Here is a 16,852-nt window from a genome sequence, read left to right as displayed (position 1 = left end):
AGAACAGAGGAAAAAACCGAAAGCTGATTAAAATATGGGGGTTAGCCCCCTGAAAACAATGAGCCAGTCGAAACTGGCTCATTGAATCATGTTTCAAAATATATCGCCTGCTACATATCGTGCGGCGGAGGCGACAGCACTTCACGGTTGCCGTTGTGGCCAGGTGCAGAGACGATACCCTGCGCTTCCATCTGCTCAATGATACGCGCCGCGCGGTTGTAACCGATGCGGAACTGACGCTGAACGCCTGAAATCGACGCCCGGCGTTTATCGATCACAAAGCTGACGGCCTGATCAAACAGCGGATCCAGCTCTTCATCACTGTCCATCCCCCCCGCGCTTTCGCTCTCTTCGCCTGCGGTAATGCTGTCGATATATTGTGGTCGGCCACGGGCTTTCCAGTCCTGCACCACGGCATGCACTTCCTGGTCACGCACAAATGCACCGTGAACGCGAATCGGCAGGGAGGAGTTCGGCGGCATATAGAGCATGTCACCCATGCCCAGCAGAGATTCGGCACCGCCCTGATCGAGAATGGTACGGGAGTCAATTTTGCTGGAGACGGTAAAGGCGATACGCGTCGGGATGTTCGCTTTGATCAACCCGGTAATCACATCCACCGAAGGACGCTGGGTCGCCAGCACAAGGTGGATACCGGCGGCTCGGGCTTTCTGTGCCAGACGCGCAATCAGCTCTTCAACCTTTTTGCCCACGGCCATGATCAGGTCAGCAAACTCATCGACCATCACCACGATGTAAGGCAGTTTTTCCAGCACCGGCGGCGTCATATCCATGCTGTCGCCCGGCTTCCAGAACGGATCGGGAATCGGACGACCCATCGCCTCTGCCTGCTCTACTTTTTCGTTGTAGCCCGCCAGATTACGCACGCCCAGGGCTGACATCAGCTTATAACGACGCTCCATCTCACCCACACTCCAGCGCAGCGCATTGGCCGCATCCTTCATGTCCGTGACGACTTCGGTCAGCAGATGCGGAATGCCTTCATAGACCGACAGCTCCAGCATTTTCGGGTCGATCATGATGAAGCGCACTTCTTCAGGCGTCGCCTTGTAGAGCATGCTGATAATCATAGCGTTGACGCCGACAGACTTACCGGAACCAGTAGTACCGGCGACGAGCAGGTGCGGCATTTTGGCCAGATCGGCGACGACCGGCTGCCCGGCAATATCTTTACCCAGCACCACAGAGAGCGGTGACGGGTTATCGCGGAATTTAGGGCAGTCCAGCACTTCACGCAGGTAGACGGTCTGACGATGTTTGTTCGGCAGTTCCAGACCCACATAAGGTTTTCCGGGGATCACCTCTACCACGCGCACGGCGACGGTGGAGAGTGAACGCGCCAGGTCACGCGACAGATTGGAGATACGCGCGGCTTTCACACCGGGTGCCAGATCCAGCTCGAACCGGGTGATGACCGGGCCGGGCGAGATACCGACGACTTCCGCCTTCACGCGATAATCGCCCAGTCGCGCTTCGACCAGACGGGCAGTCTGCTCCAGCGAGAACATATCCACCGGCTCTTCCTCTGCCGGAGGCGCGGTCAGCAGATCCAGCGAAGGCAGTGGTGTAGAGGGTTTCTCCAGCGGCTGTTCATGACGCATCAGGAACGGGTGAATCAGGCTGTCATGCAGTGACGGCTTCGCTTCTTCAACAGGTTCAGGCGCGGCTGGCGTGCCATAAGCCGGTGACGGGTATGCCGGTGCCGCAGGCGCGGCAGGTGCACCATACGCAGACGAAGACGCAGGCGTCGTATAGTCCGCTGCAGCGGGCGCGACCGGTGCCCGGTAAGCGGGTTCAGCCGGGGCACTGTAAGCGGGCTCCGCAGGGGCTAAACGGGTCGGCGCAGGCACCTGAGCCGCAGCCTGAGGTTCTGCAACCTCGCTCACCTGCTGCCAGGGCTCATGTGAAACCGCTGGCGCTTCCGGTTCCGGTGTCGCCGCGATTGTAAACAGCGGTTCGGTCGGGCCATCATCCACCAGATCTTTCATCGGTGAAAAATCAAACGCAGAGGCGGTATCGATATTGAGTACCGGCTCTTTCTTCACGTCAGGCTGATAGCGCTGCTGTTGCTGCTCAGCAAACTGACGCGCCAGCGCATCCTGCTGCTGTGCATCCTGCTCCTCTTCCTCATCCTGCTGCCAGCTGGTGCCGTAACGCTGCTGCTGTTCAGACTGGAAGGCCTGGCGCAGTTCAGCCTGCTGCTGCGCCTCTTCAGCCTCAGCAACCGAAGTCTGACTCTCTGCCGGTGCTGATTCACGCTCTTCCGCCCGGGCTTTCTCTTCTGCCATGCGCTGAGACGGCAGCTTGATACCGTACGAAGCCAGTTCGCGGCGGGTAGGCAGTTTGACCGGGTTAGGGCGTGGTAATGCTGGACCGATGCCCTGTTTAACCTGCGGATTAACCGGGGTTTCAGGGGCTAAGTCAAACACAGGCGCAGTTCGTGTGGCCGATGCGGCTGCGGCTGCGGCCGCTGTTGCGGTCGCGGCGGCAGGGACCGCAGTCGCATCCCGCCAGTTGCCCATCCGGGGCTCATCATCGTCATAAGCACTGAACGCTGGCGCGGCGGGTGCCTCGTCCGGCATTTCGAAATGATAAAGCGGCGGAGAGGTTGCCGGAGCAGATGCAGTCTGCGCTGCTGACGGCGCGCGGTAAGGTTCGGGTGCTTCCGCAGCCACTGGCGCAGTGTAAGGTTCGGGTGCGCTCGGTGCAGCCGCTGGAGCACTGTAAGACGCAGGCGCACTCTGCCCGGCGGCAGTCACAGGCTGCGAGGCAGGAATAGCGGCAGCAGGGGCAACCGGGGCTGGTGTGGTTGCCGCAACCGGCGCTGGCGCGGTATCCACAGCCGCAGGCGCAGGTGTGCCCGCAGCAGCCGGAGCGGCGACGGCAGGTGCGACGCCAGCCGCTTCGGTGGTCGCTGCGACGGCGGCGCTGGTTGCTGCGGCGGCTTTCGCCAGCAGCGGATCGGGCTGTGACGCCGCGCGCGGCGCAGAGAGCAGGACATCGTCGTCCTGATCCGCCCCGCTCATCTCAGGCAGATCGGCATATTCACGCGTATCGCGCTCGTCATCCTCTTCCTGCCACGGCTCATCGTGACGTGAGCGGTTACTGGCAAACGTCAGTACGCCCATCACCACGCCACCAATCCGCTCGGCAATGGTAAGCCATGACCAGCCGGTATAGAGCGTGATGCCCGCCGCCCAGACGCAGAGCAGCATCAGCGTGCCGCCCGCCGGGCTGAACCACGGGGCGATGGCATTACTGACCAGACTGCCAATCACGCCGCCGGAGGCGAAGTACCAGATATCATCGGCATTCAGCGCCGCCATACCACAGGTTGTCACCACCAGCGCAAGCACTCCAATTAAGCGAAGTCCGACCGCAAAGTAGTCGAAATAGTCCTGGTTATCGCGCTGCCGGAAAGCAATCCAGCACAGCCCCAGGATAACGGGCGGAATGGCATACGCCATCACACCAAAGATGAAGAGTAAGGTGTCGGCCAGCCAGGCACCGGGGCTGCCGCCGAGATTGTGAATGGGTTCATGCCAGGCCGTCTGCGACCAGCTCGGGTCGGAAGGATTAAAACTGACCAGAGAAACCATCAGGTAGATGGCAAACAGCGCCACCAGAATGAGCATCGCTTCCAGCAGACGGCGTCCACTGCTCAGCGACTGTAACGAAACGTCTTTATCTTCTGTATATTCCTGGCTCAAGAGGACTCTCCAGGTGCCTGTAAAGTAAGAAGCAACAGCGTCGGGCAAGCCCGACGCTGATCCTGTATGAATTCACAGGAGTGTACCGAAATCTCGCAGGTTTTGCACCTGCGCCGCATCAGCGGGTTTTGATCACCAGCCGATTGCTCTGTTTGACCTCTTCCATCACCACATAGGTTCGCGTGTCGTTTACGCCCGGCAGGCGCAGCAGGGTTTCACCCAGCAGCTTACGATAGGCAGACATATCAGGTACGCGCGTTTTCAGCAGGTAGTCGAAATCACCAGAAACGAGGTGACACTCTTGAGTTTCCTCAAGTTTTTGCACAGCGGCGTTAAATTGTTCAAACACATCCGGCGCGCCACGATTCAGAGTAATCTCAACGAATACCAGCAGAGAGGCATCCAGATAGTGCGGGTTCAACTGCGCAGTATAGCCAAGAATAAATCCCTGACGTTCGAGGCGGCGCACGCGCTCAAGGCATGGCGTAGGCGATAAGCCTACGCGTTTGGAAAGCTCTACGTTTGAAATGCGACCATCTTTCTGAAGTTCGTTCAGAATGTTCCTGTCAATTCTGTCGAGGTCTTTCCCGGGGCGTTTCTTATTGTCTACCATTATTATTGTCTCTCTTAATTCCTTCCCTTTACCTGCCACGCCCTGAAAACGCTCATTGTTCGGGGCATTTCTGAAGTGAGCTAACAGAACCTGTGTGGTGAGACCTATCGATATGACGCATGTTGTCTGTCCACATCATGCGTCATTATCCATATCAGGCTGCTTTTATCCGGCGTTACGTGCAAAACAGGCGAGGAAAACCTGTTTTGTGCCGATAAATGTTATTCACTTCTGATAATGTTTTCGCAAATGCGCAGGCGATTGTCAAAGTAAAATCACCAAATTCAGGACAAGATGCCAGACAGACCGCTGGGTATCTGTTTTTAAATGAGTATTTTTCCACTCCTGCACCGCTTTAACCCGAGTTTTGCCCCCTATTGGCGCATTGGCCAGGCAAAAAGGTCACTCATCGTCTACGCCGTTTGCAGCTATCGTTAACAAAATTGGCTAAGCCTTGTCATTGCCGCCGGATATTCCCTACAATCGCAGGCTATGTCAGCCGAATGAAACTGAGGAACGCATGAGTACGGCCAAACACAGTAAGTTACTCATTCTGGGCTCCGGCCCAGCGGGTTATACCGCAGCCGTTTATGCTGCACGCGCCAACCTGAATCCGGTCTTGATCACGGGTCTGGAGAAAGGCGGACAGCTGACCACCACCACTGAGGTGGAAAACTGGCCGGGCGACCCGCACGATCTGACAGGTCCATCGCTGATGGAGCGTATGCACGAGCATGCCGAAAAATTTAATACTGAGATCATTTTTGATCATATCCACACCGTGGATCTGCAGAACCGTCCGTTCCGCCTGACGGGCGACAGCGGCGAGTACACCGCAGACGCCCTGATCATCGCGACCGGTGCGTCAGCGCGCTATCTGGGCCTGCCTTCTGAAGAGGCGTTCAAAGGCAAAGGCGTCTCCGCCTGTGCAACCTGTGACGGTTTCTTCTACCGCAATCAGAAAGTGGCGGTCATCGGTGGGGGTAACACGGCGGTTGAAGAGGCCCTTTATCTGGCGAACATCGCCGCTGAAGTGCATCTGATTCACCGTCGCGACAGCTTCCGCGCCGAGAAGATCCTGATCGACCGTCTGATGGAAAAAGTGCGTAACGGCAATATCGTGCTGCACACCCATCGCACGCTGGAAGAGGTAACCGGCGATCAGATGGGTGTAACCGGCCTGACGCTGCGTTCTACCCAGAACAGCGATGAGACGGAAGCACTGGAAGTAGCTGGTCTCTTTGTCGCTATCGGACACAGCCCGAACACGGCCATCTTTGAGGGCCAGCTGGCGCTGGAGAACGGTTACATCAAAGTACAGTCAGGTCTGCACGGCAATGCCACCCAGACCAGCATCCCCGGCGTCTTTGCGGCAGGCGATGTAATGGACCATATTTATCGCCAGGCGATCACGTCAGCGGGCACTGGCTGTATGGCTGCGTTAGACGCTGAGCGTTTTCTTGACGGACTGGTTAAAAACGATCAGTAAGTTGTTAACTCTCTGATCTCAAATGTTCCAGGCGACGGTTTTTCAGTCGCCTTTTTTATTGCCCTCATGCTAGATTCTTGCCTCTGAAGCGCGCGAGACGCGCTTGCTGTTTTCCCCCTCATCGACATTTATCATGGTCTTGCATGGACAAATCGCGGCAGCAGCATCTTACCCGCTGGCTTCGTCAGCAACGTCGTTTCGCCGGTCGCTGGTTGCGGCTTAATACGCTGCTGGGCATGGCAGGAGCCCTGCTGATTATCGCCCAGTCGGCCCTGCTGGCCTCGCTGCTGCAGGCCCTGATTATCGACGGGCAACCGCGCGAAACCCTGACGTTCAGCATCCTGCTGCTGCTGCTCTGCTTTGTGCTGCGCGCCCTGATCAACTATGCCCGCGAACTGACCGGATTCCGGGCCGGACAGGCCATCCGCCAGGCGTTACGCCAGCAGGTACTGGATCGGCTGACTGAGCTGGGCCCGGCATGGATTCAGGGAAAACCCGCCGGAAGCTGGGCAACGCTGCTGCTGGAGCAGATTGAAGAGATGCAGGAGTACTACGCGCGTTATCTGCCGCAGATGACCCTGGCGGCGCTGATCCCCTGCTGCATTCTTCTGACTGTTTTTCCGCTGAACTGGACAGCCGGTCTGATCCTGTTTGTTACCGCGCCGCTGATTCCGCTCTTCATGGCGCTGGTGGGAATGGGCGCAGCCGAGGCGAACCGCCGCAACTTCCTGGTGCTGGCCCGGCTGAGCGGAAACTTTCTCGATCGCCTGCGCGGCCGCGAAACGCTGCGGCTCTTTAATCGCGGCGCAGCCGAGCAGGCGGCCGTTGCCACGGCGACCACCGATTTTCGTCAGCGGACGATGGAGGTGCTGCGCCTCGCCTTTCTCTCCTCTGCGGTGCTGGAGTTCTTTGCCTCGTTAGCGATTGCGGTGGTGGCCGTCTACTTTGGCTTCTCCTATCTGGGCGAACTCCATTTCGGCGATTACGGCCAGGGCGTCACTCTGTTCGCCGGTTTTCTGGTACTGATCCTCGCCCCGGAGTTTTTCCAGCCGTTGCGCGATCTTGGCACGTTCTATCATGCTAAAGCGCAGGCGGTCGGCGGTGCCGATGCGCTTGAAGCTTTTATGCAGGCCACACCCGACGCCGCCCCGCAGGAGGGCCAGCAGCCCTTTTCCGCCAGTGACGCTGTCTCGGTGATCGCCACGGATCTGCGCGTCTGCGCCCCCGATGGCCAGCTGCTGTGTGGTCCCCTCACCTTCTCCATCGCCCCGTATGAACAGATTGCGCTGGTTGGCCAGAGCGGGGCCGGTAAAACCGCCCTGATGAACGCCCTGCTGGGTTTCCTGCCCTATCAGGGATCCCTGAGGGTCAATGGCACGGAACTGCGTGAAATACGGCGAACGGACTGGCATCAGCAGCTTAGCTGGGTGGGGCAGAATCCTCAGTTACCGGCCGCCACCCTGCGCGACAACATTCTGATGGGTGCCGCCTGTGAGCCCGACCGTTTTGACGCACTGCTTGAATCATGCGGCATTACCGAGTTTCTGCCCCGTCTCCCGCAGGGCATCGACACGCCGCCAGGCGAAGGGAGCCATCAGCTCTCTGTGGGCCAGGCGCAGCGCATCGCGGTTGCGCGCGCACTCTATAAGTCCGCCCATCTTTTACTGCTGGATGAACCTGCCGCCAGCCTGGATGCGCTGAGTGAACGTCATGTGATGATGGCGCTGAACCAGGCCGCAGCCCGTCAGACCACGCTGATGATTACCCATCAGATCGACACGCTGAGCCACGGGCAGACCCTCTGGGTCATGGAAGCAGGTAAACTGGTGCAGCAGGGAAGCTGGCAGCAACTCTCGCAACAGCCGGGTGCCTTCAGCGAGATGCTGAAGCATCGTCAACAGGAGCTCCAGTGATGTCCGCCCTGCGTCCTTTTCTTCGTCTCTGGCAGCGCCACCCGTTCCGCCTGGCGCTGGGTATCGTGCTGGCGATGGTGACCCTGCTGGCCAGCATCAGCCTGCTGACCCTTTCCGGCTGGTTTCTTGCCGCCTCATCCGTGGCGGGCGTTGCCGGACTCTATACCTTTAACTATATGCTGCCTGCGGCGGGCGTACGCGGAGCCGCGATCATTCGCACGGCCGCACGCTATGCCGAACGCCTGGTCAGCCACGACGCGACATTCCGGGTTCTGCAGCATCTGCGTGTTCATACGTTCGGTCGTCTGATGGCGCTCTCGCCGGGCCAGCTGTCGCTGTTCCGCCAGGCCGATCTGCTTAACCGCTTTGTGGCCGATGTCGATACGCTGGATCATCTCTATCTGCGTGTCATCTCGCCGCTGACGGGCGCCTTTGTGGTGATTGTGGTGGTGACGCTCGGGCTGAGCCTGATCGCTGTTCCGCTGGCACTGACGCTGGGCGGGATCATGCTCGCCACCCTGGTGCTGATGCCCGCGCTGTTTTATCACTTCGGCTCACCTGCCGGCACGGCAATTGCCCGTGGCCGCGCCCGCTGGCGTTTACAGCTGACGCAGTGGCTGTCGGCGCAGGCGGAACTGACGCTGTATGGCGCTTCGCAGCCGTGGCGTCAGCAGCTCGATGAGGATGAACAGCGCTGGCAGCAGGCTCAGCGCCAGCAACAGCATCTGCAGGCGGCGGCACAGAGTTTGCTGCTGCTGATCAGCGGCGTGACGGTCACTCTGCTGCTCTGGCTCAGCGCCGCGACCATCAGCGACCAGCAGCTACCCGGTTCGCTGATTGCGCTGGTGGTGTTTTGTTCGCTGGCAGCCTTCGAAGCACTGGCCCCGATCGCCGGGGCGTTTTTGCCGATGTCGCAGGTGATCGCGGCCGCGCAGCGGGTCAGTGAGGTGATCGATCAGCCCCCCACGATCGCTTTTCCGGCAGACTCAACGGCCGGGCCCGGCAGCCTGACCGTCCACATCGACCAGGTTGACTTCAGCTACCCCGGCCGTCCGGAGAAGGTGCTGAACCGCTGTAGCCTTGAGGTGGGTGCAGGCGAACGCATTGCGCTTCTGGGGCCGACCGGATGCGGGAAATCTACGCTGCTGGCGCTGTTAACCCGTGGCTGGGAGAGTCAGCACGGCGTAATCAGCCTTAACGATCGGCCCGTTGCAACCTGGTCAGAGTCTGAACTGCGTCAGCGTATCAGCGTGGTCACGCAGCGGGTTCACCTTTTCAGTCAGAGCCTGCGCGATAACCTCCTGCTGGCCTGCCCGGACGCCAGCGACGACCGGCTTATCCGCGCCCTGAATGATGTCGGCCTGCAGCGTCTGCATGAGACCCCGGAAGGGCTGAACGCCTGGATGGGCGAAGGCGGTCGCCCGCTTTCCGGCGGCGAACTGCGTCGTCTCGCGCTGGCACGCGCGCTGCTGCATGATGGCGATCTCTGGCTGCTGGATGAACCGACCGAAGGCCTGGATGCTACTACCGAGCAGCACATCCTCGCGCTTCTGCAGCAGTTAACGGCAGGTAAGACTGTGGTAATGGTTTCCCATCGGCTCAGCGGTCTGGAACAGATGGATCGTATCTGCGTGATGGATAATGGCGAAATTATCGAACAGGGCAGCCATGCCGAATTAATCTCAAAAGCAGGTCGCTACTGGCGTTTCCGGCAGCGTATTGCGTTATAGTCATAGCGAAACGCTGATGGGTAACATAACGCAATGAGACTGGTTCAACTGTCACGGGAATCTCTGCACTTCCCCCCTCCTGAAATGGCCCTGCGCGAGCCGAATGGTCTGCTGGCTATGGGGGGCGATCTCTCCCCTGCCCGGTTACTTAACGCCTATCAGCACGGCATCTTTCCTTGGTTTTCGTCCGGCGATCCAATTCTCTGGTGGTCACCCGATCCCCGCGCGGTGCTGCTGCCTGATCAGTTTCATCTCAGCCGCAGCATGAAACGGTTTCACAGCCGATCACCCTATCGCGTCACCATGAATCAGTCGTTTGCCGCCGTGATTGAGGGCTGTGCCAGCGGTCGCGATGAAGGCACCTGGATTACCTTTGAGATGAAACGCGCCTGGTTACGACTCTATGAACTGGGCCACGCACACTCCATCGAGGTCTGGGATGAGCAGCAGCTGGTCGGCGGCCTGTATGGCCTTGCGCTGGGACAAATCTTCTGCGGCGAATCGATGTTCAGCCGTCAGCAGAATGCTTCTAAAACCGCACTCTGGGTCTTTTGTCAGCATTTTATCCGACACCAGGGACAGCTGATCGACTGCCAGGTGCTCAATCCTCATACGGCCTCGCTGGGCGCACAGGAGATCCCGCGGGCTGACTATCTGCAGTATGTACAACGCCTTGCGAGCCAGCCGGTCAGCGAAGGCTGCTGGCAGACACAAACCCTTTTTTAGCCGTGTCGAGATGTTTTGCACACATAAAGGCGGTTAAGTGGTATAATGGTCAAGTTTGGTATGTCGTCCGCGCTTCGCATTCCTGAGCCGGAATTGCCAGGCTGGGAATCTCAACGCACTCTCGGAACTGTTTTCAATCGTGCGCGTGTAACGGTTGATACAGATTCTTAGCCCGCTAATCCCCTGCAGACGTCACATAAACACCCTAATTTTACCGGATGCGCGCCCTGGCGTGCACCCCAGCAAAGCGTTGGCAAAATCGCCGACGGTTCTTTACATAAATCGTTGGATTGGGCATTATCTTGCCGGTTCAACTGAAAGGTAGTACACCCAGAGGATTCGATGGCCAAAGAAGACAATATTGAAATGCAAGGTACCGTACTGGATACGTTACCTAACACCATGTTCCGCGTAGAACTTGAGAACGGACACGTGGTTACTGCTCACATCTCCGGTAAAATGCGCAAAAACTACATCCGCATCCTGACGGGTGACAAAGTGACCGTTGAGCTGACCCCGTACGACCTGAGCAAAGGCCGCATTGTCTTCCGTAGTCGCTAATTTGCATTAATCTCATCGCTTTGCGTTAAGCAGCGAAAAAAAGGCCGGATAATCATCCGGCCTTTTTCATCTCTGCAGCGGGGCTTAGTGCACAGTGCCTTCCGTTTTACGTTTTTCTGCGCTCAGGAAGTGATAGGTCAGTTCACCCTTCTCACGATCCAGCGCCACTGACACTGAGCCACCATCCACCAGTGAACCAAACAGCAGTTCGTTGGCTAACGGTTTTTTCAGGCTGTCCTGAACGGTGCGTGCCATCGGACGGGCGCCCATCGCTTTGTCATAGCCCTTCTCAGCCAGCCAGTCGCGCGCTTCATCGCTGACTTCCAGCGACACGCCTTTCGCATCCAGCTGCGCCTGCAGTTCGACAATAAACTTGTCGACCACCTGATGGATCACCTCTGGTGACAGGTGACTGAACCAGATGATGTTGTCGAGACGGTTGCGGAACTCTGGCGTAAAGATCTTTTTGATCTCTTCCATCGCGTCGCTGCTGTTGTCCTGATGAATCAGGCCGATCGATTTACGTTCGGTCTCGCGCACACCGGCGTTGGTGGTCATGACCAGCACCACGTTACGGAAGTCCGCTTTGCGACCGTTGTTATCGGTCAGCATACCGTTATCCATCACCTGCAGCAGCAGGTTAAAGACATCCGGATGCGCTTTCTCGATCTCATCCAGCAGCACGACCGCGTGCGGATGCTTAATCACGGCATCGGTCAGCAGACCGCCCTGATCAAAACCGACGTAGCCCGGAGGCGCACCGATCAGGCGGCTGACGGTGTGACGCTCCATGTACTCGGACATGTCGAAACGCAGCAGCTCAATGCCCAGTGCTTTCGCCAGCTGCACGGTGACTTCCGTTTTACCCACACCGGTCGGACCGGCGAACAGGAAGGAACCGACCGGCTTGCGATCCTGACCCAGACCGGCGCGGCTCATCTTGATCGCTTCGGTCAGCGCCTCGATAGCGTTGTCCTGGCCAAACACCAGCATTTTCAGGCGCTCGCCCAGATTTTTCAGCGTATCGCGGTCGGTTGCCGACACGCTCTGCTCCGGAATACGGGCAATACGCGCCACGACCGTTTCAATGTCAGAGACGTTGATGGTTTTCTTACGCTTGCTGGCTGGCATCAGGCGCGCACGGGCACCCGCCTCATCAATCACGTCAATCGCCTTGTCGGGCAGATGACGATCGTTGATATACTTCACCGCCAGCTCCACGGCGGCGCGCACCGCTTTCGCGGTATAACGCACATCGTGATGCGCTTCGTACTTGGTTTTCAGGCCGTTCAGGATCTGCACGGTCTCTTCGACAGAAGGTTCCGTGATGTCGATCTTCTGGAAACGACGGGCCAGCGCACGATCTTTTTCGAAGATGTTGCTGAACTCCTGATAGGTGGTGGAGCCCATTACCCGGATCTTGCCCGACGAGAGCAGCGGTTTGATCAGGTTAGCCGCATCGACCTGGCCGCCTGATGCCGCACCCGCACCGATGATAGTATGGATCTCATCGATAAACAGGATGCTGTGCTCGTCCTGCTCCAGCTGCTTCAGCAGCGCTTTGAAACGTTTTTCAAAGTCACCACGGTACTTGGTGCCCGCCAGCAGGGAACCAATATCCAGCGAGTAGATGGTGCACTCTTTCATCACTTCCGGAACGTCGCCCTGCTCGATACGCCAGGCGAGACCCTCTGCGATAGCGGTTTTACCCACACCCGATTCGCCTACCAGCAGGGGGTTATTTTTACGACGACGGCACAGGACCTGAATGGTACGTTCCAGCTCTTTATCGCGACCAATCAGTGGATCGATCCCACCGACGCGAGCAAGCTGATTAAGATTGGTGGTGAAGTTTTCCATACGCTCCTCCCCGCCTGCTTGCTCTTCGTTAACCGGATTTTCAGCGCCTGGCGCCTGGCCCGGTTCATCTTTGCGTGTACCGTGAGAGATAAAGTTCACCACATCAAGGCGGCTCACTTCATGTTTGCGTAACAGATAAGCCGCTTGCGACTCCTGCTCGCTGAAGATGGCGACCAGCACGTTTGCCCCGGACACTTCGCTGCGACCGGATGACTGGACATGGAAAACCGCACGCTGCAGGACGCGCTGGAAGCTGAGCGTGGGTTGGGTATCGCGCTCCTCTTCGCTGGCGGGCAGCACCGGTGTGGTCTGTTCGATGAAGGCTTCGAGTTCCTGCCGCAGAGCCACCATGTCCACCGTACAGGCTTCCAGTGCCTCTCTGGCCGACGGGTTACTGAGCAACGCCAGTAACAGATGCTCGACGGTCATAAACTCATGACGGTGCTCACGCGCTCTGGCGAAAGCCATATTTAAACTGAGTTCCAGTTCTTGATTGAGCATTAGGCACCTCCCCCAATTATCGCCCTTACCAGCTTCCTATATGGAGACGGGTTCAGGCTTTTTCCAGCGTACACAGCAACGGATGATGGTTTTCCCGCGCATAGTTGTTCACCTGGGCCGCTTTTGTTTCCGCGACTTCTGCAGTAAATACACCACAGATCGCTTTGCCGTGATAGTGAACTTTCAACATCAGTTGCGTTGCACGTTCAACATCATAAGAAAAGAACTTTTGTACAACGTCAATAACAAATTCCATAGGTGTATAATCGTCATTATTCAGAATGACTTTATACATTGAAGGTGGCTTTAATCCTTCGCGTACTTTATCTTCGGCCAGATGTTCAAAGTTAAGCCAGTCGTTTGTGTTTGCCATAGTGTTCCGTTGAGATTGTGCTTTAGCCTTTCTGAGGCTTCATGTTGCAAGTTTAACATGCCTGTCAAGCGGCAGATCGCTGCTGAAAATTTATTCAGAAATTTCCCTGCGCGACCTGCATCACAAAATTCGTAATAGCGTTAACTGCCTCAAATTTTGATGAATTTTTCCCCACCTGGCCCGGTGGTTTGCTTGACGCCAGCGGCGCTTACTCTACATTCTACCTGCACAGGCTGATTGAGTTTTAATCAAATGCGACTCACAGCGCTAAAGACCTCACCTACTTATAAAATGTCTTGCGAGGGAAGTAAAAGCATGGAAACGGGCACAGTTAAATGGTTCAACAATTCCAAAGGCTTTGGCTTTATCTGTCCGGTCGGCGGTGGCGAAGATATTTTTGCGCACTACTCCACCATTCAGATGGAGGGCTACCGAACGCTGAAGGCAGGCCAGCAGGTTCAGTTCGATGTGCATGAAGGCCCGAAAGGCAATCACGCCAGCCTCATCGTCCCGGTTGAGGCACAGGCCGTCGCCTGACCGCCGCCCGTCGCTGAACCCGATCCACAAATGCCAGCCAGTGCCGCTGGCATTTTCCTGTGCACCAGACATTAGTCTGCCTGCCCCTGCGCCAGCCCCACGACCCGTTCAAACATCTGCCGCAGCAGCGCCGGAATAGCCTGCGAGCCCCGTTCTGCGGCGGCGCTGGCGACGGCGATCGCCAGTTCTGGCTTCGAACTGCGATGGATAGCTTTAGTAATAATACGCCGGGAACTCATCGGAACGTTTAACGGCAGGTGCGCCATCTGATGATAGACAGCCTGAAACCCCTGGTGATAAAGAAAGTTCTCCATATCCAGGGCGGGCAGTTGTGTGAGAAAGCGGGGTTCGGGCTCACCGGGCTGCAGCTGCGCACGCGCCGTGCTGGCATACTTATTACCCGCCTGATCGCCATCCGTCAGGACATGCCAGGCTATGCCCATTCGCCGGGCAAATTTCAGCAGCGGCTTCAGGCCCGACTGCGCAAACTCGATCACTTTCACCCCTTCAGCGGCGAAGTTGTAGCCGCACTGCTGTGCCAGCTCATGCATGATCCAGACCTCGGTTTCGCCCTCGACCAGCAACCAGCAGCGGGCAAAAAGCGCGGCTGGCCGGTTCACCCGGATATGAAAACCGATGCGACGGCTCTCCTCTGCACTCAGCCCTTCCGGGCCGATGCGCCAGGCCGCGACGCGCGACGGACCGCGCACCAGCCGGCAGACGTGCTCCACCGGCACCTGCGACAGCAGTTCGGCGGAATTGGTAGTGGCGATTTTCTGCAGGGGTAACAGCCTCAGCAGGTTCCAGGCCACTGACAGCATAATCGGATGCAGCCGGGTTTCCGGATCTTCAATCAGCAGCAGCGGCCGGGCATCGGCGGCCAGCGGCACCTCTCCCCGCGCCGCTATCAACAGGGTAAACATCTGCAGCAGGATCAGCTGACGGCTGCGGGAATCGGTGCCGGCAATCAGCTGATTCAGATGATCCAGCGCCCGCCAGCCGTGCATGCCATCGCGCGTGTGCGATTCCCGGTCGCGCGGCGCGTTAACGGCCTCCGGCGACTGCACCAGAAAGTAGTGCTGCATCAGCTGCTGCATGGTTTTCAGCCCCTGCCGCAGCACCTCATCGCTGAGCTGTTGCGGATGGCGCTCCAGGTCACGCGCCAGACGCTCCATGCCCGCCAGCAACTCGGGATGGGCGGCGGTGACAGGCGCACGATTCCGCGTCCGTTTACTGAAGCGGGCGTCGCGCAGACGCAGCACCGGATAGCGCTTCAGCAACAGCGCAATCGCCGCCGCGCAGTTCTGCTCCGGTAAGCGCTGACCCTTCACGTCCACGAAACGGCGACGGGATTCGATGCCGCTCTCCCGCCAGGTCGCACTGACGCTGTAACAGAGCCAGCGCTGGCCCTGCGCATCCTGCTGCCAGAAGGGGGAGAAGATCGCGTCGGGATCGCGGCCATCGTCCCGGTAGTGAAACACCACCGACAGGCGGCGCATGGCGTCGGTGACGTCGCCCGGTGTGAAGTGAAAGTCGCCCTGAGTAAAGATGTAGGCCGGTTCATGGGGCGAAAGCAGCAGGCTCAGGGCATCCAGCAGGCTGGATTTCCCCCAGGCGTTTTCACCAATCAGCAGGTTGGTCCGGGTCAGGGGCAGTGAGAGCTTATTGATGCCGCGGAAACCGCGAATGTCGATATGTTCCAGAATCATAGGCGTCCTTCCTCCGGTTATAAAGAGCATGGTTGCCGTCAGCCAGCCGGTCAAGCAGTAACGGGGTTTACTCCGTTACGCTTTTTCGCTAGCGTGTGGCCTCTTTCCTCCACGGATGGCTTCTGCTATGTATTCCGGACTTCTGATTATTCTGCTGCCCCTGATCGCGGGCTGGCTGTTACCCTTCCGTCAGACGGCGATGCTGCGCCGCGTCAATCAGCTGCTGGGCTGGATGGTCTATGTCATCCTGTTCTTTATGGGCATCAGCCTGGCGTTTCTCGATAACCTCGGCAGCAATCTGCTGGCGATCTTTCACACCGCGCTGGTGGCGGCCTTCTGCATTCTGCTTTGCAACCTGCTGGCGCTGCGCGGTCTGGAAAAGTTTGTCCCCTGGCAGCATCTTCACCGACAGGAGAAGCTGCCCTCGCGGCTCAATATGGCGCTGGACTCCCTGAAACTCTGCGGCGTCGTGGTCATCGGTTTTCTGCTTGGCCTGACCCAGTGGCCCCTCCTGCATCACGCCGCAACGGCCAGCGAATATGCGCTGATTTTCCTGCTGTTCCTGGTGGGCATTCAGCTGCGCGGCAGCGGCATGACGCTGCGCCAGATTATCCTCAATCGCCGCGGTATGCTGGTGGCCAGCGTGGTGCTGGTCAGTGCGCTTATCGGCGGCGTGATCGCGGCGCTGCTACTGGGGATGCCGGTGAAAACCGGGCTGGCCTTATCCAGCGGCTTTGGCTGGTACTCGCTCTCCGGGATCCTGATGACCGAAGCCTTTGGCCCGGTCACCGGCAGCGCCGCTTTCTTTAACGATCTGATTCGGGAGCTGGTGGCGATCATGCTGATTCCGGCGCTGATTGGCCGTCATCGCTCCAGCGCGCTGGGCCTGTGCGGTGCCACCTCCATGGACTTTACCCTGCCGGTGCTGCAGCGGGCGGGCGGCAATGAGATTGTCCCGGCCGCCATCGTGCATGGCTTTGTGATGAGCCTGCTGGCGCCGATTCTTATCGCTCTCTTCTCCGCCTGACCGCAAGCCAGCCCCGCTACGGACGCTCCTTAAACCCGGGGGCGTCATCGGGCGGTCGGGATCAGCCGCTCCGCTTTCTTCT

Annotated in this window: 12 protein-coding genes; 7 read left to right on the top strand and 5 right to left on the bottom strand. The window is 58.3% G+C overall.

Features of this window, described 5'->3' with window-relative positions; translation table 11 throughout:
- Positions 1–110: 110 nt before the first annotated feature.
- Together ACNY69_RS02420 and lrp are read right to left on the bottom strand one after the other, a co-directional pair.
- Positions 111–3,731 carry a DNA translocase FtsK 4TM domain-containing protein gene (locus tag ACNY69_RS02420; RefSeq protein ID WP_418797252.1) on the bottom strand — a complete coding sequence of 1,207 codons (3,621 nt, stop codon included), beginning with the start codon at positions 3,729–3,731 and terminating at the stop codon, positions 111–113.
- A gap of 118 nt (positions 3,732–3,849) precedes the next feature.
- On the bottom strand, positions 3,850–4,344 hold the full coding sequence (lrp, locus tag ACNY69_RS02415; protein WP_006118610.1) for a leucine-responsive transcriptional regulator Lrp: 495 nt from the start codon (positions 4,342–4,344) through the stop codon (positions 3,850–3,852).
- 520 nt (positions 4,345–4,864) lie between these two features.
- Between lrp and trxB the strand changes: the two genes are divergently transcribed.
- The 5 genes from trxB to infA all read left to right on the top strand — a co-directional run bounded on the left by trxB (position 4,865) and on the right by infA (position 10,763).
- Entirely contained in the window at positions 4,865–5,833 is a 969-nt protein-coding gene (gene trxB, locus ACNY69_RS02410) for a thioredoxin-disulfide reductase (protein ID WP_111138822.1), read from the top strand.
- A 143-nt stretch (positions 5,834–5,976) separates the two neighbouring features.
- Positions 5,977–7,746 (top strand): heme ABC transporter permease/ATP-binding protein CydD, encoded by a 1,770-nt coding sequence (gene cydD / locus ACNY69_RS02405; protein WP_418797250.1) that lies wholly within the window; start codon positions 5,977–5,979, stop codon positions 7,744–7,746.
- A complete protein-coding gene (cydC, locus tag ACNY69_RS02400) occupies positions 7,746–9,476 on the top strand; it encodes a heme ABC transporter ATP-binding protein/permease CydC (RefSeq protein WP_418797249.1) in 1,731 nt (576 codons plus the stop codon). The genes cydD and cydC overlap by 1 nt, the downstream gene beginning before the upstream one ends.
- A gap of 33 nt (positions 9,477–9,509) precedes the next feature.
- Positions 9,510–10,202, top strand: a complete 693-nt coding sequence (gene aat, locus ACNY69_RS02395; protein WP_111138825.1) for a leucyl/phenylalanyl-tRNA--protein transferase — start codon at positions 9,510–9,512, stop codon at positions 10,200–10,202.
- A 342-nt stretch (positions 10,203–10,544) separates the two neighbouring features.
- Positions 10,545–10,763: a translation initiation factor IF-1 gene (gene infA, locus ACNY69_RS02390; protein WP_002211347.1), complete on the top strand. Its 219-nt coding sequence runs from the start codon at positions 10,545–10,547 to the stop codon at positions 10,761–10,763.
- Between the two features lie 84 nt (positions 10,764–10,847).
- On the opposite strand, the gene clpA is transcribed toward infA, so the two are convergent.
- Together clpA and clpS are read right to left on the bottom strand one after the other, a co-directional pair.
- Entirely contained in the window at positions 10,848–13,124 is a 2,277-nt protein-coding gene (clpA, locus tag ACNY69_RS02385; protein ID WP_293773874.1) for an ATP-dependent Clp protease ATP-binding subunit ClpA, read from the bottom strand.
- A gap of 52 nt (positions 13,125–13,176) precedes the next feature.
- Complete coding sequence (gene clpS / locus ACNY69_RS02380; protein WP_003849318.1) at positions 13,177–13,497, bottom strand: ATP-dependent Clp protease adapter ClpS; 321 nt, start codon at positions 13,495–13,497, stop codon at positions 13,177–13,179.
- A gap of 315 nt (positions 13,498–13,812) precedes the next feature.
- On the opposite strand from clpS, the gene cspD reads away from it, so the two are divergent.
- On the top strand, positions 13,813–14,034 hold the full coding sequence (gene cspD, locus ACNY69_RS02375; protein ID WP_111141235.1) for a cold shock-like protein CspD: 222 nt from the start codon (positions 13,813–13,815) through the stop codon (positions 14,032–14,034).
- A 71-nt stretch (positions 14,035–14,105) separates the two neighbouring features.
- Here cspD and ACNY69_RS02370 read toward each other — a convergent pair whose 3' ends face one another.
- Positions 14,106–15,743, bottom strand: coding sequence for a DUF2813 domain-containing protein (locus ACNY69_RS02370; RefSeq protein WP_418797248.1), 1,638 nt, complete (start codon positions 15,741–15,743; stop codon positions 14,106–14,108).
- 127 nt (positions 15,744–15,870) lie between these two features.
- Between ACNY69_RS02370 and ACNY69_RS02365 the strand changes: the two genes are divergently transcribed.
- The gene (locus ACNY69_RS02365; RefSeq protein ID WP_111141233.1) at positions 15,871–16,770 is read left to right on the top strand and encodes a LysO family transporter; all 900 of its coding nucleotides are present in this window, start codon (positions 15,871–15,873) and stop codon (positions 16,768–16,770) included.
- Positions 16,771–16,852 lie beyond the last annotated feature (82 nt).

The sequence above is a fragment of the Pantoea graminicola genome (genome assembly GCF_048452665.1).
Taxonomy (GTDB): Bacteria; Pseudomonadota; Gammaproteobacteria; order Enterobacterales; family Enterobacteriaceae; genus Pantoea.
This window is presented reverse-complemented; position numbering and strand designations above follow the sequence as displayed.